Annotated in this window: 22 protein-coding genes; 12 read left to right on the forward strand and 10 right to left on the reverse strand. The window is 68.3% G+C overall.

Annotated elements, in window-relative coordinates; genetic code table 11:
- The first annotated feature begins 6 nt into the window (after window positions 1–6).
- Window positions 7–435 carry a DUF6325 family protein gene (locus tag MicroSTF_RS04555; protein ID WP_297554520.1) on the forward strand — a complete coding sequence of 143 codons (429 nt, stop codon included), beginning with the start codon at window positions 7–9 and terminating at the stop codon, window positions 433–435.
- 26 nt (window positions 436–461) lie between these two features.
- Here MicroSTF_RS04555 and MicroSTF_RS04560 read toward each other — a convergent pair whose 3' ends face one another.
- Together MicroSTF_RS04560 and MicroSTF_RS04565 are read right to left on the reverse strand one after the other, a co-directional pair.
- Window positions 462–3,008 (reverse strand): LuxR C-terminal-related transcriptional regulator, encoded by a 2,547-nt coding sequence (locus MicroSTF_RS04560; RefSeq protein ID WP_297554523.1) that lies wholly within the window; start codon window positions 3,006–3,008, stop codon window positions 462–464.
- Between the two features lie 56 nt (window positions 3,009–3,064).
- Entirely contained in the window at window positions 3,065–4,132 is a 1,068-nt protein-coding gene (locus MicroSTF_RS04565) for a DUF998 domain-containing protein (RefSeq protein ID WP_322953880.1), read from the reverse strand.
- A 180-nt stretch (window positions 4,133–4,312) separates the two neighbouring features.
- Here MicroSTF_RS04565 and MicroSTF_RS04570 point away from each other — a divergent pair, with 180 nt between their 5' ends.
- The 5 genes from MicroSTF_RS04570 (at window position 4,313) to MicroSTF_RS04590 (ending at window position 9,588) form a co-directional block, all read left to right on the forward strand.
- Window positions 4,313–5,146: a mechanosensitive ion channel family protein gene (locus tag MicroSTF_RS04570; protein ID WP_322953882.1), complete on the forward strand. Its 834-nt coding sequence runs from the start codon at window positions 4,313–4,315 to the stop codon at window positions 5,144–5,146.
- A gap of 22 nt (window positions 5,147–5,168) precedes the next feature.
- Entirely contained in the window at window positions 5,169–6,305 is a 1,137-nt protein-coding gene (locus tag MicroSTF_RS04575) for an AI-2E family transporter (RefSeq protein WP_322953884.1), read from the forward strand.
- A 196-nt stretch (window positions 6,306–6,501) separates the two neighbouring features.
- On the forward strand, window positions 6,502–8,154 hold the full coding sequence (locus tag MicroSTF_RS04580; protein WP_322953886.1) for a SulP family inorganic anion transporter: 1,653 nt from the start codon (window positions 6,502–6,504) through the stop codon (window positions 8,152–8,154).
- Window positions 8,154–8,825 (forward strand): GAP family protein, encoded by a 672-nt coding sequence (locus MicroSTF_RS04585; RefSeq protein WP_322953889.1) that lies wholly within the window; start codon window positions 8,154–8,156, stop codon window positions 8,823–8,825. The genes MicroSTF_RS04580 and MicroSTF_RS04585 overlap by 1 nt, the downstream gene beginning before the upstream one ends.
- A gap of 46 nt (window positions 8,826–8,871) precedes the next feature.
- On the forward strand, window positions 8,872–9,588 hold the full coding sequence (locus MicroSTF_RS04590; RefSeq protein WP_322953891.1) for a GAP family protein: 717 nt from the start codon (window positions 8,872–8,874) through the stop codon (window positions 9,586–9,588).
- A gap of 13 nt (window positions 9,589–9,601) precedes the next feature.
- Here the strand turns inward: MicroSTF_RS04590 and MicroSTF_RS04595 are convergent, their stop codons facing one another.
- The 3 genes from MicroSTF_RS04595 to MicroSTF_RS04605 all read right to left on the reverse strand — a co-directional run bounded on the left by MicroSTF_RS04595 (window position 9,602) and on the right by MicroSTF_RS04605 (window position 15,078).
- Window positions 9,602–12,202 carry a LuxR C-terminal-related transcriptional regulator gene (locus MicroSTF_RS04595; RefSeq protein WP_322953893.1) on the reverse strand — a complete coding sequence of 867 codons (2,601 nt, stop codon included), beginning with the start codon at window positions 12,200–12,202 and terminating at the stop codon, window positions 9,602–9,604.
- Window positions 12,203–12,303: 101 nt separating this feature from the next.
- Entirely contained in the window at window positions 12,304–13,284 is a 981-nt protein-coding gene (locus MicroSTF_RS04600; protein ID WP_297554542.1) for an FUSC family protein, read from the reverse strand.
- Window positions 13,285–13,401: 117 nt separating this feature from the next.
- Window positions 13,402–15,078, reverse strand: coding sequence for a SulP family inorganic anion transporter (locus MicroSTF_RS04605; RefSeq protein WP_322953896.1), 1,677 nt, complete (start codon window positions 15,076–15,078; stop codon window positions 13,402–13,404).
- Between the two features lie 186 nt (window positions 15,079–15,264).
- On the opposite strand from MicroSTF_RS04605, the gene MicroSTF_RS04610 reads away from it, so the two are divergent.
- The 4 genes from MicroSTF_RS04610 to MicroSTF_RS04625 all read left to right on the forward strand — a co-directional run bounded on the left by MicroSTF_RS04610 (window position 15,265) and on the right by MicroSTF_RS04625 (window position 17,671).
- A complete protein-coding gene (locus tag MicroSTF_RS04610; protein WP_322953899.1) occupies window positions 15,265–15,651 on the forward strand; it encodes an SHOCT domain-containing protein in 387 nt (128 codons plus the stop codon).
- Window positions 15,652–15,743: 92 nt separating this feature from the next.
- Window positions 15,744–16,208 carry a MarR family transcriptional regulator gene (locus MicroSTF_RS04615; protein ID WP_322953901.1) on the forward strand — a complete coding sequence of 155 codons (465 nt, stop codon included), beginning with the start codon at window positions 15,744–15,746 and terminating at the stop codon, window positions 16,206–16,208.
- A gap of 27 nt (window positions 16,209–16,235) precedes the next feature.
- The gene (locus MicroSTF_RS04620) at window positions 16,236–17,213 is read left to right on the forward strand and encodes a zinc-binding dehydrogenase (RefSeq protein WP_029258461.1); all 978 of its coding nucleotides are present in this window, start codon (window positions 16,236–16,238) and stop codon (window positions 17,211–17,213) included.
- Between the two features lie 56 nt (window positions 17,214–17,269).
- Complete coding sequence (locus MicroSTF_RS04625; protein WP_322953903.1) at window positions 17,270–17,671, forward strand: RidA family protein; 402 nt, start codon at window positions 17,270–17,272, stop codon at window positions 17,669–17,671.
- Window positions 17,672–17,710: 39 nt separating this feature from the next.
- On the opposite strand, the gene MicroSTF_RS04630 is transcribed toward MicroSTF_RS04625, so the two are convergent.
- From MicroSTF_RS04630 to MicroSTF_RS04650, 5 genes are all read right to left on the reverse strand, one after another.
- Window positions 17,711–18,787, reverse strand: a complete 1,077-nt coding sequence (locus MicroSTF_RS04630; protein ID WP_322953905.1) for a DNA polymerase IV — start codon at window positions 18,785–18,787, stop codon at window positions 17,711–17,713.
- Between the two features lie 45 nt (window positions 18,788–18,832).
- The gene (locus MicroSTF_RS04635; RefSeq protein WP_322953907.1) at window positions 18,833–19,225 is read right to left on the reverse strand and encodes a DUF1304 domain-containing protein; all 393 of its coding nucleotides are present in this window, start codon (window positions 19,223–19,225) and stop codon (window positions 18,833–18,835) included.
- A 53-nt stretch (window positions 19,226–19,278) separates the two neighbouring features.
- The gene (locus MicroSTF_RS04640; RefSeq protein ID WP_297555182.1) at window positions 19,279–20,145 is read right to left on the reverse strand and encodes a CPBP family intramembrane glutamic endopeptidase; all 867 of its coding nucleotides are present in this window, start codon (window positions 20,143–20,145) and stop codon (window positions 19,279–19,281) included.
- Window positions 20,146–20,165: 20 nt separating this feature from the next.
- Window positions 20,166–20,891, reverse strand: a complete 726-nt coding sequence (trmB, locus tag MicroSTF_RS04645) for a tRNA (guanosine(46)-N7)-methyltransferase TrmB (RefSeq protein WP_021198496.1) — start codon at window positions 20,889–20,891, stop codon at window positions 20,166–20,168.
- 65 nt (window positions 20,892–20,956) lie between these two features.
- Window positions 20,957–21,796 (reverse strand): DUF3097 domain-containing protein, encoded by an 840-nt coding sequence (locus MicroSTF_RS04650; RefSeq protein ID WP_322953909.1) that lies wholly within the window; start codon window positions 21,794–21,796, stop codon window positions 20,957–20,959.
- Between the two features lie 122 nt (window positions 21,797–21,918).
- On the opposite strand from MicroSTF_RS04650, the gene MicroSTF_RS04655 reads away from it, so the two are divergent.
- Window positions 21,919–23,964: a TPM domain-containing protein gene (locus tag MicroSTF_RS04655; RefSeq protein WP_322953911.1), complete on the forward strand. Its 2,046-nt coding sequence runs from the start codon at window positions 21,919–21,921 to the stop codon at window positions 23,962–23,964.
- A gap of 58 nt (window positions 23,965–24,022) precedes the next feature.
- Window positions 24,023–24,766 (forward strand): PspA/IM30 family protein, encoded by a 744-nt coding sequence (locus MicroSTF_RS04660; protein WP_017831053.1) that lies wholly within the window; start codon window positions 24,023–24,025, stop codon window positions 24,764–24,766.
- The last annotated feature ends 6 nt before the right edge of the window (window positions 24,767–24,772 follow it).

Raw genomic sequence — 24,772 nt, forward strand, 5'->3', positions numbered from 1 at the left:
GTCGATGTGACGACTCTGCATGCGCTCGGCGACGTCGAGTTCGTCGCCGTGCACCTCGAGGGCGACCGCCTCGGCCCGAACGTCCTCGAGGCCCTGCTTCGACAGGTGGAGGCCGGCGCCATCCGCCTCCTCGACTTCCTGATGATCGAGCGGCTCGGCCTCGAGGAACACCGGATCGTCGAGGTCGACCGTGACGAGTTCGCACTCGCCGGCCTCGCCCTCGAGACTCCCGGTCTCATCGGCGAGGACGACGCTCGTCACTTCGCGGCGACGGTTCCCCTCGGCGCACTCGCGGCGCTCATCCTGGTGGAGCCGATCTGGGTCGAGCGGTTCGCCCGTGACGTCGACCACCGAGAGGACCGCATCCTCGCGACCCAGCCGATACCGGCGTCGATCGCGAACACGATCCTCGCTTCGGCACTGCACCAGGTGTGAGGCCTCCTGCCGCGCCGCCGTCGACGTCAGACGGTGGTCCGCACGGCCTCACGTCGCGACGACACCCCGAGTTTGCGGTAGATCGCACGCTGGTGGGTCTTCACAGTGTTGATGGACACCGCCAGTTCCCGCGCGATCTCCTGCAGCGTACGCGCCGTCTGGAGCTGCTGGAACACATCACGCTCGCGCTCCGAGAGTGCGTCCACGAGCGACCCGGCCGCGTCCGTGGCGAGACACCTGCCGATGAAGTCCTCGAACTGCGTGCCGAAATGCACATGCTCGCCCAGCAGCTTGCGCACCGCTGTCTCGCGCGGGCCGAAGGGAAGGCGGATGTTCTCCCCCGCCGCGACGGCGACGGCAGCCTCGCACAATTCGTGCGCCTCCTCGTGATGCCCGCCATGACGGCGCAGCAGGGCTGCCGTGATGAGCGTCGCCGACTTCACGTACGACACCTCGCTGAATGCCCGCAGGGATCGCAGCATCTCCAACGCCGCCGAGTACTCGCCGGACCGGCGGAACACCCCTGCCAGTGCGACGTTGACGACGGGGAGGTCGGGGCAATGGACATATCTGCGCGCGATCCGCATCGCCCGGTCCTGCCGGCCGACCGCCTCTTCGAGCAGGGCGACCGATGATTCGCGGAACGCCGGCCAGGAGATGCCGTGCACGACCTCCAGCGGGATGTCCTGGATGCCGATCGCCGCGCGACGGCAGGCGGCGACGTCTCCGGTCTCCGCCGCTGCATAGGCGATCATCATGCGTGCCACGCTCGTGAACGAGCGATCGGAGCTGCCGTTGGCGATCACCGTCCCGAACTCGCGGATGGCATCGACGAGCTCCCCCGACCAGTAGGAGACGAATCCCGCGGCCGCCGCGGCGCTGCCGCCGGCGTAGGTGCTCCAGGGCTGACCGACGTCCTCCTCCTCGTGCACACGGATGAGCGACTGCCGGGCCTCGGTGAGGCGACCCGCCCACGTCTGCCCGAAGGCGAGGTGCCCCGATGCCCGTTTCGCGAGTTCCCGATCCCCGGAGCCCCGTGCCTCCCTGGCCGCCGCGGAGAAGTACTCGAGCGGGATCAGGGGATTGCCGCGATGCCGAATCTCAGTCCATCCCAGCAGGTAGTTGAGCGCGGCGCGGTCGCTCAGCTCCGTCGAATCGTCATCGAGCAGCATCTGCCGCACCTTGGCGCTCGCGCTCGCGACCTCCGCGCGCTCGTCGGCGATGAAGAGTCGGGCGATCTGGAGGACAGCAGGCTCATCGGGGTCGGCCGATCGCGCGATCGATGCCTCCGCACGCCGGAACAACTCGCGCGCCACGCGATGGTCGCCGAGCACATCGCTGGCGCAGGCGCGCACGAGCAGCACCTGGGCGTCGTCGGGCGTGCGTCGCAGCATCTCGGTCGCGGTGCGCTCGACCTCGTCCGCCCTCGCCCCGACCACGAGCCCGAGCCAGTGCCGAAGAAGGGTCGAGCGCGCAGCGAGGAAGTCGAGCGCCTGGAGCGAATGGGCGATCGACGCCGTCGGATCCGTCGGCTCCAGGGCGGCGGCGGCGCGCCGATGGCACGCGTTCGCGAGCTCTGCATCCTGGCCCAGGATCTCGGCGCATCGTCGTGCGAAAGCGGCATGCCATCGATAGACGATGCCGTGAGGCCCCTCGAACCGGTCGAGGAACAGACCGAGTCGCACGCAGGTCTCGAGCAGTGTGGCGGTATCCGGGCGCCCGGTGACCGCGGCGGCGAGCTCAGGGGTGAGTTCTCCGCAGACGCTCGCCTCGAGCACGAAGTCCGCGACGTCGGGAGGAAGGCTCCCGAGCACATGCTCCCTCACATATCCACCCAGGAATCTCGAGGCGCTCTGCGGCCGCGCGTCGGGTCTCGCTCCGCCGATCATCATCAGTCTGACGGCGATCGGCCATCCCTGAGTCTCGTCGAGGATCGTCTCGGGTTCGAGGTCGGCCACGCCCCCGTCGAGCAGCAGTCGCACCTCCTCTCCCGTGAAGCTGAGGGTGTCGACGCCGACGAAGGCCTCCGGGTGCATCAGCCGATGACGGGAGAGCGTCAGCTCGAGCAGGGTCGTCCCCACCAGGACGACGTGCAGACTCTCCGGCGCCTGCTCGGCGAGCATGCCGAGAAGTCCCGTGCGCCACTCCTCGCCCGCGCGCTGCGCATCGTCGACGATCAGGTGCATGCGCTCGTCCGAATCCTCCAACGCCCGGCAGATCTCCTGGTACGCCCGGTCCGGATCGTCCAGATCGCGGTCGAGATCGAGAGGACGCCCGGAACGCTCGGCGCCGGTGAGCAGCGCGTTCACGACCCCCTGAGTCAACCGGGACGGGTCGGAGTCGAACGTGTGGAGTCCGAGCCACGCGACCCGATCGACACCCGAAGCCCAATCGGCGACCGCGGTCGTCTTCCCGAATCCGCTCGGGGCGCTGATCACCGTCAACTGCTCGTTGGCGACGACCTCCCCTATCGCTGCACTCACCCGATCACGACGGATCGCGCCGGGCTGGGGAGCCGGTGGCCGGAATCGCACCGTGGGTCCCGGCCTCGTCGAGCGTACGGGGTGCGACATGGCACCAAAGCTAGTGGCGTGCCGGATACCCCTCAAGGGCATCCTCCGGGTGATCTTTAGTCGCCGGTCTTCGCTCCCTCGTCTCGTTTGAGGGCATCAGCGGTGCGGATGAAGAGGATGATCCAGGTGAACACGACGGTCCCGGCCACCAGTTCCACGGCAGTGAGCGTGTAGTAGCCGACGGCGAAGAACACCGCCAGAACCACGATCAGGAGGGTGAAGACGTACCCCAGCAGCAGGAAGGTGCGCGAGACTCCGGGCACCCACCAGCGCATCGCGACGACGAGCACGGCGAACGCGACGACCATTCCCGACGCCACCGCGGTGTGAAGCGCGAAGTGCTCATCGACGGGGAACACGCCGACGATGCCGAGGAAGAGCCCGACGATGATGAGGCAGGTCCGCACCGAGGTCACTCCGCGCGGGTGCGGGGTGGGGATGCCCCTCGTCGCGTAGCGGGCGAGCGTGGTCACGAGGATCCCGGCGACGATCAGAGTGAGGTTGAACGCCCGCGCCGAGAGGTCGTCGGTCATGCCGAGCGCGCTGAGGTTCTCCTGCCACCATTGCGGGTCGCTCGCCGTCAGCATGCTCGCCAGGATCCCGAGGACCAGGAACACCGCGAGGACCGTCGCCAGCAGCTGCAGGTCCAGATGGGTCGCGGAGTAGTAGGTCACGTACGCGGTGAGCCCGCTCGCGGCGCCGGCGAGCATCAGGACGGGCACGGGGTAGACGACGGCTCCGATCAGACCCGCTTCGATGATCGTCGCGGCGAGCGTCCACCCGAGCAGGGCGATGATGGCGTGCGCGAAGGCGAAGGCCGCGATGTCGATGATGTCGAGCACCCCGAGCCGCCTGTGCCTCTCGGGATCGGCGGCGATGACACGACCCAGCACGAAGACGACGACCGCCGTGACCGCGGATGCCAGTGCCGCGAACTGCCCGAGCGAATCGGGGCCGGAGATGGGCGCCGACCGCAGGCGGAACACCACGAGGGCCACGAGCGCTGCGACGACGAAGGCGAAGATCGAGATCTGGAGACCGATGGCCTCCCGCGCTCGTTCACGGGTCGCGCCGTGCGAGCGGGCTGCCGTGAGGAGATCCGGCGATGGGGGCGTCGTCGACATGCCCTCAGTCTCCGGTGCTGCGGAAGCGCGGACGAACATCGTTCATCCTCAACGGGCGATACCGACCAGCCGTGCTCCGCGCTCACCCCCTCCGGATGAGAGGGATCCTCCGCGGCGAGCGCGCGCGCCGCATCCTGGTCGGATGATGCGCTGGAGCCCCCGATCGAGTGGTCGGCGAACGTGACGCTGGACGCTCTGTTCCCCGATGGGCTCTCGCCGTGGCAGATCGTGCTGGCGGTGCTGTCCATCCTCATCGGTTGGCTGCTCTCCCGCTTCGCCCGGAAAGGCGTGCTCAAGCTGACGACACGGACGCCGGGCATCTCCGACTCGGTCGCGCAGTTGGCGGCACGCTTCACCCAATACGCCCTGCTCCTGGTGGGCATCGGCGTCGGGCTGGCCTTCCTCGGGGCGAACGTGCAGCCGCTCCTGGCCATGACGGCCATCGCCGTGGTCGTCCTGATCCTCGTGCTCCGCGGCGTCGCCGACAATTTCGCGGCCGGGGTGCTCATCCAATCCCGCCAGTCCGTGAAGATCGGGGAGGAGATCGAGATCGACGGCCCCGACGGGCCGATCCGCGGCGTCGTCCAGGAGCTCAACGGACGCGCGGTGCTCCTGGCGACGGTCGACGGCAGGACGGTGCACGTACCGAACGCCACGATCCTCACCGGGGTTCTGGTGAACGACTCCCGTCACGGCGCGCGTCGCAGCGCAGTGGACATCCGGGTCGCGAGAGAAGAGGGGATCGCCGTGGATGATGTCATCGCGATCATCTCCCGTGCCGCCGGCGAGGTCGAGGGCGTTCATGCCCGTGAGCATCCCGGCGTGTCGTTCGCCTCGGTCTCTCCGACACGATGGATGCTCATCCTTCGGATCTGGCACCACCCGCTGCACGGATCGGCCGTGGTGTCGGCGACGGTCCGCGGTGTGGCCGAGGCGCTGGAATCCGCCGGGGTGAGAGCGGTCGTCACCCCCCGGCAAGGCCCGGCACCGCTGGTCGCACCGGAGCCGTTCTGAGCTCGTCGACTACGCTGTCCGCGTGACCACCTCGCCTGCGCCGGAGCGCGCCCCCGACCGGATGCTCTCCCCCAGTCTGCGGGTGCTGCTCATGCTCGCGGCCAGCGCGGTGGCTCTGGCCGGCGTCTACTTCGCCCGTGACCTCTTCGGGCCCATCGCGCTGGCGATCGTGATCGTGGTCATCTGCGAGCCCCTCCGTCGCCCTCTCGATCGACGCGGTTGGCCGCAGTGGGCGAGCACGACCGCGGTCATCGCAGTCGCGTATCTGATTCTCCTGATCATGGGAGCACTGCTCTGGCTCGCAGGTACGCAGTTCGCCCGTCTGATCGGCGACCTGGTGTCGGAAGGCGGTCTGGCAACGACCGTCGACGACCTCGTGGCGTGGCTGCAGTCCCTCGGCCTGGACGAGGAGGCCTCGGACGCCGCAGCGTCGGTCCTCGACCCCACCACGCTGCTCGGGCTCGCACGGAGCATAGGGGGAACCGTGGTCAGCGTCGCGACGGCCCTGTTCTTCGTGTGCGCCTACATCATCTTCATGGCGGTGGATGCCGCTCGTTACCGCCAGGCGCCCGCGATCTTCGGCGCGACCAAGGGCGCGGTGATCGCGCGGATCTCGCGTCTCAACACCGGCGTCCGCCGTTACTACATCGTCAACGCGAGCTTCGGCGCAATCGTCGCGATCATCGACGGTCTCGCACTGTGGTGGATGGGCGTTCCGGCTCCGGTCGTCTGGGCGATCCTGGCGTTCGTGACGAACTTCATCCCGAACATCGGCTTCGTCCTCGGCCTCGTCCCTCCGGCGATCCTGGCGTTCGTCGTCGGCGGCTGGCCGCTGCTGCTCGGAGTGGTCGCGGTCTACTGCATCGTCAACGTGTTCCTCCAGGTGCTCGTCCAGCCGAAGTTCGTCAGCGATGCCGTCGATCTCAGTCTGACGCTCAGCTTCTTCTCGGTGATCTTCTGGACCTTCATCATCGGTCCCCTCGGGGCGATCCTGTCGATCCCGCTCACCCTGCTGGCACGGACGCTCGTCTTCGAGGGCGATCCCGACGCGACCTGGCTGCGCTGGCTCTCCGGAGACCGCACCGCGGTTCCCGCGGCGCCGGAGCCGGTCGAGACTGCGCGACGACGTCGCCGACGTCACGCGCCTCGTCGCCGCTGACGGCTCCGCACCTGCCTCTTCCCGCCACGCTGCGCCCGCACGACCTCGCTGAGCCCGCACTCTCCCCGTAAATCACCAGGGGTGAGGTTGCCGTCGAGACGTGGTCCCGAGAACGCTCTCGGTGGGATCGTGGACGCGGGAGCGCTCGACGGGGGCGCCGGCGGATGGAGGCGATGTGCAACGTCCACTCGCGGGATTGACCAGGCGCAACTTCGTCACGGAGCTCACAGCCGGGGTCACCCTGCTCGCCATCGCGATCCCGTTGAACATCGGTTACGCCCAGATCGCCGGCCTTCCGCCCACCGCCGGCCTCTACGCCCTGATCGTTCCCACGATCGTGTATGCGCTGATCGTCTCCTCCCGACAGCTGGTCGCGTCACCGGACGCGGCAGCCGCCGCGCTCGTCGCGTCCTCGATCGGCGGCCTCGCCGCCGCCGGCAGCGCCGACTACGCCACTCTCGCGCTGGCCCAGGCGATCATCTGCGGCGTCATGTTCGTGCTCCTCGCGATCTTCAAACTGGGCTTCCTCGCGAACTTCCTCTCCAAACCGATCCTCGTGGGTTTCGTCGGCGGGCTGGCGCTCGACATCATGGTCAGCCAGGTGGCGAAGATGCTCGGCGTCAAGATCGACTCCGGCAAGGACTTCATCGGGAAACTGGTCGACCTCGTCGGAGGGTTCACCACGGTCAACGGCTGGGCCGTCCTGATCTCCGTGTGCGCGGTCGCCGTGCTGCTGCTGGGACGCAGATTTCTCCGCGCCGTCCCTTGGGCACTGATCGTCCTGGTGACGACCACGCTCGTCGTCGTCGTGACCGGACTCGATCAGCAGGGCGTCGACGTCCTCGGCGAGGTTCCGGCAGGACCGCCCGTGTTCACGTGGCCGATGATCGACTGGTCGCTCTGGCTCATGCTGATTCCCTCCGCGATCGCCTTGACTCTGGTCACGACGGCCGAGGGCCTGCTGGTGTCGCGGTCATACTCTGAGAAACACGGCTACCCGTTCCACGCGAACCGGGATCTCCTCGCATTCGGTGCGTCGAACATCGTCGCCGGCGCGCAGGGCAGCTTCGCCGTCGGCTCGTCGACCTCCCGCACTGCGGCGATGGATCAAGCGGGTTCGCGTACGCAGTTCCCCGCGTTGATCCTCGCCGCGGGCACCCTGCTGCTGCTCCTGTTCGGCACGGCACTCCTGGCCGATATCCCGTCGCCGGCCATCGGCGCGATCGTCGGAGTCGCGATCATCCCGCTGCTCGGCATCCGCGACTTCATCGACCTGTGGCGCAAGGACCGGTTCGAGTTCCTCATCGGCGCGACCTGCTTCCTCGTCACGCTTCTGATCGGCTCGATCCCGGGCATCCTGGTGGCGTTCGTGCTCGCGCTCATCAACATCGCCAAACGCGCGTCGAATCCCGCGATCGACGTGCTCGAATCCAGCGGAGACCCCGGCGAGTCGCTGCTCGAGGACGCTCCGGCCGGAAACGTCACGGCACCGGGAGTGATCGTCATCCGGCTGGCCGCTCCGCTGTTCTTCGCCAACGGTGCCGTGTTCTCGAGCGCCGTGAAAGACGCCATCTCGTCTGCTGGCCGCGGCCGTGTCCAACACCTCGTCGTCGATATGGAAGCCGTCACCGATGTGGACGTGACCGGCGCGGAATCGTTCGTCGCCCTCAAGCACTGGCTCGCCGGCCAGTCGGTCTCCCTCGCCTTCAGTCGAGTGCGGCCGAACACACTGCACCGCCTGACCGAGCTCGGACTCCTCGAGGCGGAAGACGTCTTCGCCACCAACCGCGAAGCGATCACGAATCTGGTTCCGTCGACGACGGGGTCGACTCCAGAGAAAGGTCACTGATGGGAACCGTCATCGGAGAGATCCTCCCCCTCGCGCTCGGGGTCGCGATCAGCCCGATCCCGATCATCGCGGCGATCCTCATGCTGCTCTCGCCCAAGGCGCGCATCACCAGTGTCGGCTTCCTCCTCGGGTGGGTGATCGGGATCGTCGTCGCCGTCACCGTGTTCACTCTCCTGTCGTCGATCCTGCCGGCGGACGACCCCGATGCCTCACGGCCGATCCGTGGTGTGGTGCAGCTCGTCCTGGGGCTGCTGCTCTTCCTCCTCGCCTTCGAACAATGGCGCAAGCGCCCCAAGCCCGGCGAGGACGCGGCGCTGCCGAAGTGGATGAAGGCCATCGACACGGTCACCTTCCCCGTGGCGTTCGGCCTCGGATTCCTCCTGTCCGCCGTGAACCCCAAGAACCTGATCATGGCCGCCGGCGCGGGCACCGACATCGGGGGCGCGGCCCTTCCGGTCGGGTCCGCCGTCGTGGTCGTCGTCATCTACACGCTCATCGCCTCATCGACGGTGCTGATCCCGGTCGTCGGCTACCTCGTCGCAGCCGAGCGTCTCCGTGCGCCCTTGGACGCCCTGCGCGGGTGGCTGGCGGCGGAGAACGCCGTCATCATGGCCGTCCTGCTCCTGGTGATCGGCGTGTCGATGATCGGCAAGGGAATCGGCAGTTTCTAGAACCGGGATCGGCCGGGGCACCCGGCCCGCAGAAGGGGACACGCACGTGGGAGAACTGATACTCGCGCTCGTCCCGGTCGCTCTCGGTGTGGTCCTGAGCCCCCTCGCGATCATGGCGCTCGTCGCCGTTCTCCTCTCGCGCGATGCGCGGATGAACGGCATCACGTACCTGATCGGGTGGTTCCTCGGTCTGGGCGGGCTCATGACCCTGTGCCTCTGGCTGTTCCCCCTGCTCGCGGTGCACGAGCTCGGTGAGCCTCCGCTGTGGGTCCCGATCGTGCGCGTCCTCCTCGGCTTGTTCCTGATCGGGTCTGCCGTGTGGGTGTACCGAAATGGTCGCGCACACATCGCACAGATGGCCGCGGCGTCATCACCGCGCGAAGTCGTCGCCGCATCACCCCAGCTCCCGGGCTGGCTGCATTCCGTGGAGTCCTTTCGGCCCGGGCGGACTCTGCTTCTCGGACTCGGGCTCTTCGTGCTCAATCCGGTCGATGCCTCGTGCGCTATCCTCGCCGCGCTCGACATCTCATTGTCGGACGTCGACCGGAGCACCGGTCTGTGGGTCGCTGTCGTCTTCGTCATCATCGGGACGCTCCCCATCGCGCTGCCCGTGCTGTACGTGGTGGTCCGCGGCGCCGACGCCCAGCCGCTCCTCGATCGCGTGCGGACGTGGATAGCCGGGAACACGCACGTCCTGAACGCCGCGCTGCTCCTGGTCATCGGTGCCCTTCAGCTCGAGAAGGGGATCGCTGCCTTGCTCTGAGCGACGCACCAGTTCAGTCGATACCGAGAGCGAGCGCGGCCGCCGTCACTCCTTCGCGGTCGGAGACGCCGAGCTTCCGATAGATGTTCCGGACGTGGGTCTTCACGGTGTTCGGCGAGATGAACTCCTGCTGGGCGATCTCCCGCAGCGTCGCATTGCGGCTCAACGCGGAGAGCACGATGCGCTCGCGCCGCGTGAGTTCTTCGTCGATCAGCATGCCCGCAGCGGCGAGGCGCTCACGGACGCAGTCGGCGAAACGCCCGCGGGAACCCGGGGTGGCGCGTGCGGCGAGCAGACGCGCCACCACCGGCCCCGCGTCGGCGAAATGCCGGACCAGCTCCTCCGGCTCCGCCAGCGCGAGCGCGAAGGCGAGAGACACCTGCGCCTGGTCCGGGTGCCCGGACTGCACGTCGAGGCAGGCCGCGACCAGCCACGCGTCGACCATCGATGCCGGCAGAAGACACTGCGAGCTTCCCTCCAGGACGGGAGCGAGCGCCTGACGGGCACGCGCGAAGTCCTGGTCGTGCAGTGCCGCGATCGCCCTGAGCAGGAAGACGTCGCCGGTCGAGCCGATCGCCCGCTCGATCTCGACGATGAAGCGGTCACGGAGCGAGCGCTCCCCGAGTCGATCGAACGCCCGCACGGCGAATGCGCTCATCATCGCGTACCAGTGCACCGGAAGCGGCATGTCGGCGCGCGGCGCCAGGTTGTCGAGCAGAGCGGTGGCCGCGGCATGCGCGTCGATCGCGGAGTCGACTCCCAGAAGCGTGATCATTCCGCGAAGAACCCGTGCGATCGAAGGTTCGGCGCCCGATTCGATGATGCCGGTGGCGACCTTCAGCGTCTCGTCGACGTCGCCGACGAGCATCCGCTCGAAGGGAACCCAGTAGCGCCACACTCTCGTGACCTCGTAGAACGAGTCGTCCGGTGTGCCGAGCTCGGCCCAGCGCTGATCGAGGCGCGCACCCGAACGGAGCACCTCGCCCATGCGACCGCGGAAGAGCTCAGCGGTGTTCAGGATGGCTGCCGCCTGCAACTCCGCCGCTGCAGCCCCCGAGGCGACCGCGCGGTCACACGCCAACCGCGCGAATCGACCTGCCCGGTCGAGGTCTCCGACATAGAGCTCCGCCATGGCGGCCTGCACGAACACATAGGTGTCCAGCTGCGACTCCCCCGTCACCTCATCGAGCGCGAGCTCCAGCCGGTCGAGAGCGTCGGTGAGGCCCCCGCGCCGGACGGCGATATGGAGTTCCAGCCCCTTCCGCCACTGACGAACGGCCGCAGACCCCTCATCCCCCGGCCATGGCGGCGAGGATTCCAGCAGGGCAGCTGCCGTGGAGGCGTCTCCTCGTGCGAGTCGCGCCGATGCGATCAACAGCTGCACGGAAGGTTCGGCCAGCACGGAATGCGGAAGCCCCGCTGTCGCGGAGATCACCTCGCAGGCATGCCCCATGAGAACGAGCTGCATCCCGCACTGTCGCAGGATCAGGGACATCGACTGCGCGTCGTGACTGCGCGTCGCGTGAGTGAGCGCGAGCCTGTGCTCCTGCTCTGCGGCGAACCACTCCGCCGCCACCTTCTCGAGGGACTCGACCGCCGCATCTCCGCGCTCCTTCAACCGGGCGTAGAGGAACTCCCGCAGCAGGGGGTGGTAGTGATACCACCCCGGCTCGTCGCGGTTGCGACTGATGAGAACGTTGAGGCGGATGAGCTGCTCGATCAGACCCGCGGCCGGCGCTCCACCGATGAGCCGCGAGGCCAGTCGGGGAGTGAACGAATCGGGTACTGAGGTGAGCACGAGGAAGTCACTGAGCTCCTGATCGAGGTCGGCGAAGACCTCCTCGGCGAAGTAATCGGTCACCGTGGGAGAATCGCCGCGTAGCGGGAGCACGGTCGCGAACGAATCGTGGAGCGCGGCGAGTTCGAGGAGACGCAGCCCGGTCGCCCATCCTTCGGTCCTGCGCAGCACGGACGTGATCTCCCCCTGTGAGAGGCTCACGTCCCGCGCACGGAAGAACAACCGCACCTCCGCCGGCGTGAAGGCGAGATCTTTCGCATCGAGTTCGAGGGCGATCCCGGCGATGCGTCGGCGCGCGAGCGGAATCCTGCGGGTTCCCCGTCCGGAGAGGACGACGTGCCCGTTGCCGGGAACGGCGTTCACGAAAGAAGTCAGCATCTCGGCGAGCCGATCGTCCTCGACGAGGTGGACGTCGTCGATGATGACGACGATACGCCGCCCCGCGCCGCGGAGGGAGCGTGCCAGCGCGCGTGCGGTCTCCACCGACCAGCTGCCGGCGACCCGCGCCAGGCTCTCGCGAAGCCGTTCGTCATCGACGTCTGCCAGTGCGCTCCGCAACGGTTCGAGATCCATGTCGCCACGCTGCAGAGCCCACCACACCACCGCGGTGTCGCCATGGGCGTCCAGTGCGTGAGCCCAGTGGACGAGCAGTCGCGTCTTCCCGGATCCGGCCGGCGCAGAGAGCACGGTCAACGTCCAGGGTTCATCCATCGCGGCGGTGAGACGCGCCAGCAGTCGAGGCCGCGCGATATCTCCCGCGACCGTCGAGACGGCGAAAGCCCGCGACGATTGCGGGTCCTGTTCATCTGATGCCATCGGAACCCCCCGTAACATGTTAGACGATACTCGACCCTCTCCCACTCGAAGTATCCCACCCGAGAGAACACGGGCTCAAGGAACTTTCGTCTAGCGTGGAATCACGCGGAGGAACGACGCCGAACCCTCGCGAGCAGCGAGACGATCGAGGGCACCACGGCTCCGAAGAAGAGGGCGAGCCCGACACCGATCAGCGTTTCCACGGCGCGCTCGAGGAACCGCTCCGCCGGGGGCTCCGGGGACGTCGACATGATGAGCGTCAGAGCGAGGAACGTGGTGAAACCGGGCACGACGTACCAACGGCTCTCCTGAATCGCGCACGTCGACCCGATGACGAGTCCCACCACGATCCCCATGACGACGTCAGCGGGGTCGAGCACCGCCACGACCGCCGCCGCCAGAGCGCCGATCAGAACGGAGCCCGCACGCCCGATGCTGCGCGCGATGAGCTGCCCCCGCACGGGTCTCATCACCAGGAGCACCGCACCGGTCGCCCAACCGACGTGCTCGAGGTCCCACAGGAAGCCGAGCGCCGCCGCCGTCGCCGCACCCGCGCCGAGAAGGATTCCGTAGACCAGCATGGCGCGACCGCGCGGCACCGGCGGTGGCGGATGGGGCTCTTCGTCGCGCTCCGGCCAGAACAGGGTGAGAATCCACGCGTAGATCGATCCGACGATGATGCACGCCGCGAAACCGAGGGTGACCGGCGACCAGGTGAAGCTCAGCCCGATACCTGTCATCGGCAGCGCCAGGACCAGCAGGAGCTGCCCCCCGCGTCCGCGCGTCGCGTTGACGCTCGCCAGGACCGCGAGCGCGAACACCCCGAGGACTGCGACGACGGGCGATGCCGCCAGCACGGACCCGAGCAGCAGTGCCATGGCACTGAGCACCCCGACGACCGGGATGATCGCTCGACTGCGCCGTTGCGGCGGCATGCCGAAAGCCGCTGCAGGCACGACCCCGATCCCGAAGGCGACCGCCAGCGACAGATCGAACGGGGCGACCACGATGGCGGGCACGGCGAAGAGCAAGCCCAGGCCGAACCGAGACCACCGCCAACTCAGCCCTGCGCGGTCGTCCATCCTGTCCACCTCGGCCCCGCAACCGCCCGCTCGTCGCTCGACACGACCGCCCCCTCTCGTGGGGCTGCCCGCCGCTCCCACTCGTGGAGCCAGCCTAGGGAGGAGGCCGTCGGTGCGTCAGGGTGCGTCGTCCACTTCACCCTGGTGAAGGCTGGGCATCCCCGCATCGATCGCCGATTCGGCTGCGGTGATGCCGTCTCGCAACGTCCCGTGGACGCGCCCCGCCGATTCGAGGCCTGCGAACCACGGTGTGCGCTCCGCCACGCCCCTGGCCGAGGCCGGCACCGCAGCCAGGTGCAGCACGACCCCGAGCTGCGAGAGCTCGCGGTCGAGGTCTTCGAGCGCGTCGAGCACGGTGATCGTCATCACTTCCTGCTGCGTCAGCCCGAGCACGAGCGCGCGGACCGGAGCCCCCTGGGCCGCCACGGTCTCGAGGAGCATCCGCTCGTTCGCCAGGGCGTTCGCAGTGTAGAGACCACGGTCCAGGCGGATGCCCAGCACCCCTCCGTCACCACCCACGATCGTCGCCTTCGGGATGTTGACCTCGCGCAGCACCAGGATCAGCGTCACGACGACGCCGACGGCCACGGCAGGGAGCAGCCCCGCGGTGAGACCGAGCACGGCGACGGACGACGCGATCCAGAAGTCGACGCGACTGATGCGTGCCCAGCGCACGAGTTCCGGGATGTTGATGAGCCCCGCCACGGCGACGAACACCATCGCGGCCAACGTCGCCTCCGGCAGCAGACTGAGCACCGGGCCGAGGAAGAGGGCGACGAGGACGGCGAGGACCACCGTCACGAGGGTCGCCACCTGCGAGCGCGCGCCCGCGCTCTGATTGACCGCGCTCTGCGAGAACCCTCCGGCCGCCGGCATCGTTCCGAAGAAGGCCCCGACCGTGTTCGCCGCGCCTGTCGCGAACAGCTCCTGGTCGCTGTCGATCTGAGGCTCGGTGGCGACGCGGAGGCTTCGGGCGACGGCTGCGGACTCGAGGAAGGCCATCACGGCGATCGCGAGCGCGCCCGGAAACAGCACCACCGTCTGTCCGAAGTCCGGGATTCCTGGAACGGGCAGGCCGCTGGGCACCGGAGCGATCAGGTCGACGCCGAGCCGATCGATTCCGGCCAGCCCGACCAGGAGGATCCCTCCGACCACGACGACCAGCGTGCCCGGAACCTTCGGAGCGAAGCGCTTGAGCACGAGGATCACCGCGATGGAGCCTGCGGAGAGGGCGATCGTGGGCCCGTTCGCACTTCCGAAGGCCTGCGCCACCGCGCCGAGCGATGCGAGGAATCCATGACCGGAGAAGTCGTCGCTCTCGCCCAGCAGCTTCGGCAGCTGTCCGACCGCGACCGTCGCACCGACACCGATCTTCAGGCCGAGGACCGTGGCGCCACTGATGTTCTCCACGAGCGAGCCGAGCCGGCAGAGCCGGGCGATCAGCAGGATCGCGCCGACCAGCAGGGTCAGCATCATCAACGAACCCATCGCGTCCTCGGCCCCGGCCGCCACGCCCGCCGTAACCAGGGTCGTCGCCGTCAGCGTGGCGATGGTCGACGTCGTCGAGACGCTCATCGCCCTGCTCCCCCCGAGGAACGCGTACACGAGCATCGGCAGGATGCAGGTGTAGAGGCCCACCTGCACGGGCAGGTTCGCGATCGTCGCGTAGGCCATCGCCTGCGGAATCACGACGGCACCGGCCGAGAGCCCCGCGATCACGTCGCGAAGGATCCAGGAGCGTCGGTAGCCCACGACGGTGCTGAACAGCCACGGGGGTCGTCTCGTCACGGTCATCGGCCTCTCCGTCGTCGGGTCGTCAGAAGCGTACTGCGGCGGATGCCGCGAGGAACACGGGGAAGAGAGTCCCACGCGCGGCTCACCCTGGTGAACTCCCGCCGCGGACAGTGCCGCCGGCCCTGCGCACCGGTAACGTCCGACGAGCCGCCGACTTCGCGCGGAACATCTTTTGAAGGAGTAGTCATGAGTTTTTGGGGATCGTTCTGGGACATCATCTGGTGGTTCCTGCTGGCGTTCGTCTTCATCTCCTACCTGTTCGCCCTGTTCGCCATCGTCGCCGATCTGTTCCGTGACCGGAAGCTCAACGGCTGGTGGAAGGCGGTGTGGATCATCTTCCTGATCTTCGTTCCGTTCCTCACGGTGCTCGTGTACCTGATCGCACGGGGATCGGGCATGGCAGAGCGGAGCAATGCGGAGGCCGCGAGCGCCCGCAGCGCGGCAGATGCCTATATCCAGCAGGTCGCCGGCACGAGCCCGAGTGAGGAGATCGCGAAGGCGAAGGCATTGCTGGACTCCGGGGCCATCACGGCCGAGGAGTACAACACGATCAAGGCCAAGGTCCTCCGTTAGGACCGACACAGGGCGTGTCCGCGCACTGCGGGCACGCCCTGTTCTCCGTCATTCAAGTTGTGCACAATCGAATCGCATGCAATGATTTATCCATGCCGGTGACCGATGAGATGGTGTGCTTCTCCCTCTACTCCACGGCTCGCGCCACCACGCAGGCATATCGGGCACTGCTCGCGCCGTGGGGACTGACGTACCCGCAATACCTGGTGCTCGCCGCGCTCTGGCTCGACGGCGAGCAGACGATCGGCTCACTCGGCGAGGTGATGCGCCTGGATTCCGGCACGCTCTCCCCGCTCGTCCGGCGACTCGAGCAGGCAGGCCTCGTGGCGAGATCGCGCAGTCGCGAGGATGAGCGCGTCGTGACCGTGACGCTCACTGAAAAGGGGCGCGACCTTCGCTCCGAGGTCGCGCCGATCCATTCCAGGATCACCGCGATCGCGGGACTCCACGACGACGCACACCGCAGAGCACTCATCGCCGAGTTGCACGACATCACCGATCGCCTCCAGCAGGCGACCATCGACCTCGGCAGCGCCCGCCCGGGCGACGCCCGCTGACCTCACCCCCGACAGAACGGAGCCGCCATGCGCGCACTCATCCACCCCACCTTCGGAGCTCCGGAGGAAGTCCTCCGCGTCGAGGACCGGCCCGTTCCGGAGCCCGGCGAGGGACAGGTCCGCCTGCGAGTGGTCCTCTCCCCCATCCACAATCACGATCTCTGGACGGTACGCGGCACTTACGGCTTCACTCCCGAACTCCCTGCGGCGTCGGGCACAGAGGCGTTGGGCGTGGTGGATGCGCTCGGCGCCGGTGTCGAGAACCTCGCCGTCGGCCAGCGCGTCGCCACTGGCGGGACCTTCGGCGCATGGGCGGAGTACATCGTGACGAACGCCGCGGGGCTCATCCCCATCCCGGACGGGCTTCCCGACGAGACGGCCGCCCAGCTCGTGTCGATGCCGTTCAGCGCGATCACCCTGCTCGATTTCCTCGCGGTGAAGGAGGGCGACTGGATCGTCCAGAACGCCGCGAACGGCGCCGTCGGGCGCATGCTCGCGCAGCTCGCCTCCGCACGTGGTGTGAACGTGGTCGGCCTCGTGCGTCGGACGGCGGGCATCACGGAACTCCACGAGCAGGGCATCGACCGGATCGTCGCCACCGATCAGGCCGATTGGAAGGCACAGGTGGAAGCTCTCACCGGCGGTGCCCCCGTCGTCGCCGGTGTCGACTCGGTCGGCGGCGCTTCTGCGGGCCAGGTGCTCTCGTTGCTCGCCGAGGGAGCAACCCTGGTCGCCTTCGGCGCGATGGACTCGCCCATCATGGAGATCGCGTCCTCCGATGTGATCTTCAAGCAGGCCACGGTGAAGGGCTTCTGGGGCAGCAAGGTGATCCCCCGTCTGGATGCCGATACGCGCACCGCTCTGTTCGGCGAGCTCTTCCAGCGTCTCGCCGACGGCAGCCTCACCCTTCCCGTCGCCGGCATCTTCGACGCTGCCGACATCAGCGCGGCCGTGCAGGCGAGCGACACCGCAGGGCGCGTCGGCAAGGTGCTCCTCCGCTTCTGAGCGCGTGCGCCTCCGAGGAGCTTTCCGATGTCGGTACCCCAAGGCAGAATGCGCGCATGAACATCACACTCACTCAGCCTGAAGGGCTCGTCGCGAGTCCGGCATTCAGCCACGTGGCGGTCGTTCCGCCTGGAGCGACGACGATCTACATCGGCGGCCAGAACGGCGTCGACACCACGGGGACCGTCGTCTCCTCCGATGCCGGCGAGCAGTCGCTGCGCGCGGTGGAGAACGCCAGGATCGCTCTCGAGTCGGTCGGCGCCGGACTCGACGACGTGATCAGCTGGACCGTGCTGATCCATCAGGACGCGGATCTGCGCGCAGCCTATGGAGCGGTCGCCTCGAGGCTCGCCAGGGAAGGCGCCCCGCCCCTCGTCACGGCTGCGCTGGTGGCAGGGCTCGGGGTGCCCGGTGCGCTGATCGAGGTGAGCGCCGTCGCCGCCGTCGTCCGCGACTGATCGAACCCCCTGCACCCGTGGGGGCATGCGGGAAGGAGGTCAGATCCTGCCACGCACCGGAGTCCGCGCCGCATCGTCGGCGCCGTCCGGCATGGTCATCTCCGCGCGCACGCCCAGCAGGCGAACCTCACGCTCGGGATCGAGCGTCGCGCCGAGTGCTGCCGCGGCCGCGACGAATTCCTCGCGATCCGTGGTCGGCCCCGGAAGCTTGCGACCGATCGTCCTGGTCTCGAACGGGGCGTACCGCACCTTGAGGTACACACGCACGACGGGTCGCCCTTCGGCGGCGCAGTCCTGGAAGGCCTGCGCGGCGAGTTCTCTGATCGCCGTCTCGACCTGATCCGGTGTCGTCAGGTTCTGCTGGTAGGTCATCTCGCGACTGTGGCTACGAGCGACCCATGGGGTGTCGTCGACGGTACGCGGACCGATTCCGGATCCCAAGCCGTGATACCAGACGCCCATCCGCGGTCCGAACTCCGCCACCAGAGCCTGCTCGTCCGCATCGGCCAGCTCGCGCACGGTCAGGATGCCGTGAGCGGCCAGTCTCCTCTGCACCTTCGGCCCGACACCCCACAGCTCGCGCGTCGGCCTGTCTCCCATGATCTCGAACCAGTTGTCCGCTGTGAGGCGGAATATGCCGCGGGGCTTGCCGAATCCGGTCGCGATCTTCGCCCGCACCTTGTTGTCGCCGATCCCCACCGAGCAGTGCAGCTCGGTCGCATGGAGCACCGCGGCCTGCGCAGACCTCGCCATTTTCTCCGGATCGTCCGTGGTCACGCCGAGAAAGCACTCGTCCCACCCCACGATCTCGAGCACCACATCCGGCAGCGCCCGGAGCGCGGCCATCACCTCACCGGAAGCCAGAGCATAGGCCTCGTGGTCGACGGGGAGGAAGACCGCGTCATCGGGTGCCTTGCGCGCGGCGATCTTCAGAGGCATGCCCGAACCGATGCCGAAGGCGCGCGCCTCATACGAGGCGGTCGACACGACGGCGCGCTCGGTGGGGTCTCCCCGACCACCGACGATCAGCGGGAGGCCGGCGAGCTCGGGCCTTCGCAACACCTCGACCGCGGCGATGAACTGATCCATGTCCACGTGCAGCACCCAGTCGGCCATGCAACGAGTGTGGTCGCTGACGGCGCGGATGTCACCCCTCGAGCATCAGCCGATCGCGACGCCGATCGCCGTGGCGACCACCGCGAGCAGTGGCAGGGCTCCCTGCATCGTGGCCGCGCGCACCTTGGTGCGGTCGGACAGCCCGAGCACCAGCGCGGCTGCGAGCATCATCGCGGTACCGGCGAAGACGAGTGTGAGCCCCACCGTCTCGGCTCCCACGATCACGAGACCGATGCCGAGCAGGGTCGTCAGCGCGAGGAAGAGGTTGTAGAACCCCTGGTTGAAGGCCAACTGCTTCATGGTGACCGCATCGGCCTCGCTGGCGACGCCGAAGATCTTCCGCGTCTCGGGATCGGTCCACCTGAGCGACTCGAGCGCGAAGATGAAGACGTGGAACGCAGCGGCGGCTGCGGCGAGGACGAGACCGACGATGAGCATGGGCTGATTCTCCCGTTCCGAGGGGTCGGGAGCAAGCCGACCGGTGAGCGGGGCTACACGAGGAAGATCGGCAGCAGTCCCGGATTGTGTGCGTGCACCAGCACGGCGAACACCACGGCGTCGAACAGCAGATGCACCGTGACGACGTAGGCGAGCGAATGCGTGCGGAGGAAGATGTACCCCTGCAGCAGGGCGAACGGGATGGTCAGCAGCGGTCCCCACTCCCGGTAGCCGAGCTCCCAGAGGAACGAGACGAAGACGATCGCTTGGAGCAGGTTCGCGACCAGGTCCGGGAAGTGGCGTCGCAGCAGCGCGAACACCGTGCAGATGAAGAACAGCTCGTCCCAGATGCCGACGGCGCCGACGCCGACGAAGAGCCTCGCGATGAGGTCGGGGGTGTCGACCACCGGCCAGTTCTGGTAGACCCCGCTGGTGATGAAGTAGAAGGGCAGGATGAGCCAGCCGAGCACCAGCACGGCCACCAGCCAGCCCCATTGCAGCCGACCCCAGCGTCTACGCGTTCGCCACGGGAAGCTGATCGCGCGGTCGCGGTAGACGAACCGCGAGACGACGTAGGGCACCGCGACCGCTCCGCCGAGCGCGAGAGTGAAGCGCAGCATCGCGAGATTGTCGAGTTCCGCGGCCAACGGGATGATGCTGACGATCAGAAGACCGATCGCGATCAGGGAGAGGTCTCGTGTGAGCGAAGGCGGCCTGTGCACACCGATCACCGTCGCCGTCTCTCGTCGAGCACCCATGCTCACGACCTGATCCTCGGCCTTCCGACCGCGCTCGATCAGCCATGCCGCACAGATCCCTACCGCGAGCAGCACCCACCCGATCCAGGGGATCTCCAGCACGAAGAATGCCGGAGCCGCCGCACACACGAGCAGCGCCGGCACGAAGCCCAGCCGCTGCATCGTGTCACGCCGCACGTCCGTCACGCGCGCGTCCTGCGCCGATACACGAGGTCCCGGATGTCACGCCCCTTCGCGATGCCCTTGCGCTCGAATGCGGTCATCACCCGACCGTCGAAGCGGTCAGCCCACTCCCCGTCGAATGCACGCTCGAACAGCGGCTCGGCATCGAGCACCTCGCGCATCTGCAGCGCGTAGTCCTCCCAGTCCGTCGCGAGTCGCAGCAGTCCGCCGTCACGCAATGCTCTCGCCGCGGTGTCGCCGAAACCGGGGCGAACCAGACGTCGTTTGGTGTGCTTCTTCTTGTGCCACGGGTCGGGGAAGAAGATCCACACCTCCCGTGCCGCAGCCTCGGGGAGGAATGAGGAGAGCACCTCCGGCGCGTTCGCCTCGACCACGCGCAGGTTGCGGGCACCCTCGCGATCGGCGTCGAGCATCGTCCGCGCGAGTCCAGCGCGGAACACCTCGACGGCGAGGAAGTCGTCGTCCGGGCGCGACGACGCCGCGGCCACGATCGCATGCCCCTGCCCGGAGCCGATCTCCACGTAGAGATCGGCCGAGCGTCCGTACTCGGTCGCGGGGTCGAGACGGGCCTCGGGGTGCACGGACGTCCAGGCGACGTCTCGCGGCACGTCGAGCAGGTAGTGCGGGCCGAGCTCGGAGAACGCGCGCTCCTGGGCGTCGGACATCCGACCGCTGCGGCGCACGAACGACACCGGTTCGTCTCGGAAGGTACGGGGTTCGGGCATGAATCCAGGGTAGCCGTCGGCGTCGCGGCGTCCGGCGCCTCGGATACCTCCCGCGAGAGCCGCGCTCAGTGCGTCGGCGCCGTCACGAAGTCGATGAGTTCCTCCACACGGCCCAGCAGGGCGGGTTCCAGATCCCGATAGGTCGTCACCTTCGAGAGGATGTGCTGCCAGGCGCGCGCGGTGTCGGCCTGCGTCTCGTGCGGCCACCCGAAGGCACGGCAGATACCGACCTTCCACTCGATGCCGCGCGGGATCTCCGGCCACTTCGCGATGCCGAGGGCTCGCGGCGTGACGCACTGCCAGACGTCGACGAAGGGGTGACCGACGATGCGGAGATGGCGACCGTGCGGGCCCCGGGCGACCGCATCCGCGATCCGCGACTCCTTGGAGCCCGGGACGAGATGGTCGACGAGAACTCCGTAGCGTCGCGTCGCGCTGGGTGGTTCGGCTGCCAGCAGATCGTCGAGCAGATCCACCCCCTGCAGGAACTCGACGACCACGCCTTCGACCCGCAGATCTGCACCCCATACCTTCTCGACGAGCTCGGCATCGTGCTTGCCCTCGACGAGGATGCGGCTGGGCAGCGCGACGCGGGCGCGCTGATCGGCGACCACGAAGGACCCGGACGCCGTCCGACGCGGGCCCTGGGACTTCGCCGCGGGGACGACCAGACGGACCGGTGCGCCGTCGATCAGGAATCCTCCGCCGAGGGGGAACACGCGTCGACGTCCGACCCGGTCCTCCAGCTCGACGTTCCCACCCTGCACGCGGGTCACGGCACCGCAGAAACCGTCGTCGGCGACCTCCACCACGAGATCCGTCTCCGCCGCGACCTGCGGCACCTGCTTCGCGCCGCGGTCGCGCCAGCCGGTGGCCAGCACATCCGAACCGTACATGTCGTCCATGCCTCCCAGCGTATGTGTCTGCGCTGAGGGCGAACGGAGAAGCACCATCGAGTGCTGTCGCGTGTCGGATCCAGTGCATAGACTCGTGGCATGGGGCTCGGCTGCCGGTCGGAGGGAACACGATGACGAAACGGTGGCTCGCGCTGGCCGCACTCACGCTCGCCGCGGTGGCTGGAGCGTTCACCGCCTCCGCGGCATCGGCCACCGATCCGCTCACCCTCGATGCCGGGTACGTCACCGATCAGGCGGGTGTGCTGAGCGCCGACGAAGAGGCCACCGTCGAAGCCCGGCTCCAGGAGCTCACCGACAACTCGAACGCCGACCTCTTCGTCGTCCTCGTCGACGACTTCACCAATCCCAGCGACAACGTGCAGTGGGCGGATACGGTCGCACAGGACAACAATCTCGGCACCGAGCAGTATCTTCTCGCGATCGCCGTCGACGGCCGGAGCTACTACATCTCCGCCGCCCCCGACGGGCCCGTGAGCTTCGGACAGCTCGACAGCATCGAGGACAAGATGGTTCCCTTCGCGTCCGACGGCGACTGGGTCGGAGCGATCACCCTCGCCGCCGATGAGATCCAGGGAGACGGGGGCGCCGGCGCGCTCCGGATCGGCCTGATCGTCGTCGCGATCGTCGTGGTCGCGCTGCTGGTGTGGCTCGTCGTCGCTCTCGTGCGCCGCGCGCGCCGCCGCGCCGAGATCCGTGAGCGCGGCGCCATGCCCGAGACCCCCGATCCCGCCGATCCCTTCTCCGCTCTGACCGACCAGCAGGTCGAGACACAGGCCGGACTCGCGCTCGTGCAGGCGGACGATGCGATCACCTCGAGCCGGGAGGAACTCGGCTTCGCCGTCGCCCAGTTCGGCGAGGGCGCGACCGAGGAGTTCACGCGCGTCGTCGATGCGGCGAAGGCCAAGATCTCCGAGGCCTTCGACCTGAAGCAGAAGCTCGACGACGAGATCGAGGACACGATCCACGACCGCAGGGCGTGGCATATTCGCATCATCCAGATCGCGGACGAGATCGACGACATCCTGGATGACAACACCGCCGCATTCGACGAGCTCCGCAAACTGGAGCAGAACGCCCCGCAGGAGCTCGAGCGGGTCCGTCGTGAGCGCGCGGCGCTCGACCCGGTCCTCGCCGCGGCCGCTCCAGCCCTCTCCGCACTCACGTCCACCTACGCTCCGGCGGCGCTCGCGATGGTCGCGGACAACCCCGCACAGGCCCGCGAGCGAGCCGACCTCGCGGATCGATCGATCGAGGCGGCGGCGCAGGCGATCGCGGCCGGCCGTTCGGGCGAGGCGGCGTTCGCGATCCGCACCGCAGAGCAGTCGGTGGCGCAGGCGGCACAGCTCGCCCAGGCTGTGACGACGCTGGGCACCGAGCTCTCGACGATCGAGGCGCAGTCCCAGGCGCTCGTCACCGAGCTGCAGGGAGACCTCGCGGCGGCGCAGCAGCTGCCCGATCCTTCGGGAGCGATCGCCGGCGCGGCCTCCGCGACCGCACAGCAGCTCCAAGTGGCACAGACCGACCTCGCCGGCTCCACGCGTAATCCGCAGCGCGTTCTCGAGGCGCTCACCGCCGCCAACGAGCAGATCGATGCCGCGATCGCTCAGGGCAGGGAGGGCGTCGAACGCGCGCGTCGTGTGCAGCAGATGCTCGATCAGACCCTCACTCAGGCGAACTCCGAGATCCGCGCGGCTCGTGACTTCATCGAGACGCGCCGAGGAACCGTGGGCTCCACCGCCCGCACCCGCCTCGCGAACGCGGAGGCGAGCCTGACGCAGGCGCTCAACCTGCGGGCGACCGACCCCGACGCCGCACTGGCGGAGGCCAATCGTGCGCTCGCCCTGGCAGGCCAGGCGACCTCGGCTGCGCAATCCGATGTGCAGGCGTACACCCCTCCCGGTTACGACCAGGGCGGCTTCGGAGGCCCGTTCGGCGGATCCGGGTCGTCGTCCGGCGGCTCGGGGATCGGCGGGGACATCCTCGGCGGCATCATCGGCGGACTGCTCGCCGGTGGCGGTGGCGGATCCTCGCGCCGCGGCGGCAGCAGCGGCTGGCGCTCTTCCGGAGGCGGAGGCTTCCGCAGCTCCGGGTTCGGCGGAGGCGGCGGATCGCGCAGCAGCGGCCGCAGCGGCCGCTCGGGAGGTAGACGCTTCTGATCCCCTACACAGACACTTACGACAAGCTCTCGAAGACGCCCTCTGAAAGGAACCACGCATGACCAAGCAGTCCATCTTCGGACGTATCTCGACCCTCGTCCGCGCGAACATCAACTCCCTGCTGGACTCTGCGGAGGACCCGCAGAAGATGATCGACCAGCTCGTTCGCGACTACACGAACAGCATCGCCGACGCCGAGTCCGCGATCGCGGAGACGATCGGCAACCTCCGCCTGCTCGAGCGCGACCACGAGGAAGACGTCCAGGCGTCGACCGAATGGGGCAACAAGGCCCTCGCCGCCAGCCGCAAGGCCGATGAGATGCGCGCGAGCGGCAACACCGCCGACGCGGACAAGTTCGACAACCTCGCCAAGATCGCCCTGCAGCGCCAGATCAGCGCCGAGCGCGAGGCCACCGGTGCTGAGCCCCAGATCGCGGCGCAGACCGAGATCGTCGACAAGCTCAAGAGCGGCTTGAACGGCATGAAGGACAAGCTGGTCGAGCTCAAGAACAAGCGCAGCGAACTCCTCGCGCGCGCCAAGGTCGCCGAGGCGCAGACCAAGGTGCAGGACGCTGTCGGCTCGATCAACGTGCTCGACCCCACCAGCGAGCTGGGGCGGTTCGAGGACAAGGTCCGCCGCCAGGAGGCCATCGCGCAGGGCAAGATCGAGCTCGCAGCGTCGAGCCTCGATGCCCAGTTCGAGAGCCTGGAAGACCTCGGCGAACTGACCGAGGTCGAGGCACGTCTCGCCGAGCTCAAGGCCGGCGGCAGCGCTCCCCGCCAGGCCATCGAAGGCAACTGACACGAC

It is taken from the genome of Microbacterium sp. STF-2 (assembly GCF_034650155.1).
GTDB classification, from domain to species: Bacteria; Actinomycetota; Actinomycetes; order Actinomycetales; family Microbacteriaceae; genus Microbacterium; species Microbacterium maritypicum_A.

What these genes read in the sequence shown, in the direction of transcription:
- MicroSTF_RS04560 (WP_297554523.1), bottom strand. Translation starts at nt 3,008, where the DNA reads ATGTCGCACCCCGTACGCTCGACGAGGCCGGGACCCACGGTGCGATTC.
- MicroSTF_RS04565 (WP_322953880.1), bottom strand. Translation starts at nt 4,132, where the DNA reads ATGTCGACGACGCCCCCATCGCCGGATCTCCTCACGGCAGCCCGCTCG.
- MicroSTF_RS04585 (WP_322953889.1), top strand. Translation starts at nt 8,154, where the DNA reads ATGGGAACCGTCATCGGAGAGATCCTCCCCCTCGCGCTCGGGGTCGCG.
- MicroSTF_RS04595 (WP_322953893.1), bottom strand. Translation starts at nt 12,202, where the DNA reads ATGGCATCAGATGAACAGGACCCGCAATCGTCGCGGGCTTTCGCCGTC.
- MicroSTF_RS04600 (WP_297554542.1), bottom strand. Translation starts at nt 13,284, where the DNA reads ATGGACGACCGCGCAGGGCTGAGTTGGCGGTGGTCTCGGTTCGGCCTG.
- MicroSTF_RS04605 (WP_322953896.1), bottom strand. Translation starts at nt 15,078, where the DNA reads ATGACCGTGACGAGACGACCCCCGTGGCTGTTCAGCACCGTCGTGGGC.
- MicroSTF_RS04610 (WP_322953899.1), top strand. Translation starts at nt 15,265, where the DNA reads ATGAGTTTTTGGGGATCGTTCTGGGACATCATCTGGTGGTTCCTGCTG.
- MicroSTF_RS04615 (WP_322953901.1), top strand. Translation starts at nt 15,744, where the DNA reads ATGCCGGTGACCGATGAGATGGTGTGCTTCTCCCTCTACTCCACGGCT.
- MicroSTF_RS04620 (WP_029258461.1), top strand. Translation starts at nt 16,236, where the DNA reads ATGCGCGCACTCATCCACCCCACCTTCGGAGCTCCGGAGGAAGTCCTC.
- MicroSTF_RS04625 (WP_322953903.1), top strand. Translation starts at nt 17,270, where the DNA reads ATGAACATCACACTCACTCAGCCTGAAGGGCTCGTCGCGAGTCCGGCA.
- MicroSTF_RS04630 (WP_322953905.1), bottom strand. Translation starts at nt 18,787, where the DNA reads ATGGCCGACTGGGTGCTGCACGTGGACATGGATCAGTTCATCGCCGCG.
- MicroSTF_RS04635 (WP_322953907.1), bottom strand. Translation starts at nt 19,225, where the DNA reads ATGCTCATCGTCGGTCTCGTCCTCGCCGCAGCCGCCGCTGCGTTCCAC.
- MicroSTF_RS04640 (WP_297555182.1), bottom strand. Translation starts at nt 20,145, where the DNA reads ATGCAGCGGCTGGGCTTCGTGCCGGCGCTGCTCGTGTGTGCGGCGGCT.
- trmB (WP_021198496.1), bottom strand. Translation starts at nt 20,891, where the DNA reads ATGCCCGAACCCCGTACCTTCCGAGACGAACCGGTGTCGTTCGTGCGC.
- MicroSTF_RS04650 (WP_322953909.1), bottom strand. Translation starts at nt 21,796, where the DNA reads ATGGACGACATGTACGGTTCGGATGTGCTGGCCACCGGCTGGCGCGAC.
- MicroSTF_RS04655 (WP_322953911.1), top strand. Translation starts at nt 21,919, where the DNA reads ATGACGAAACGGTGGCTCGCGCTGGCCGCACTCACGCTCGCCGCGGTG.
- MicroSTF_RS04660 (WP_017831053.1), top strand. Translation starts at nt 24,023, where the DNA reads ATGACCAAGCAGTCCATCTTCGGACGTATCTCGACCCTCGTCCGCGCG.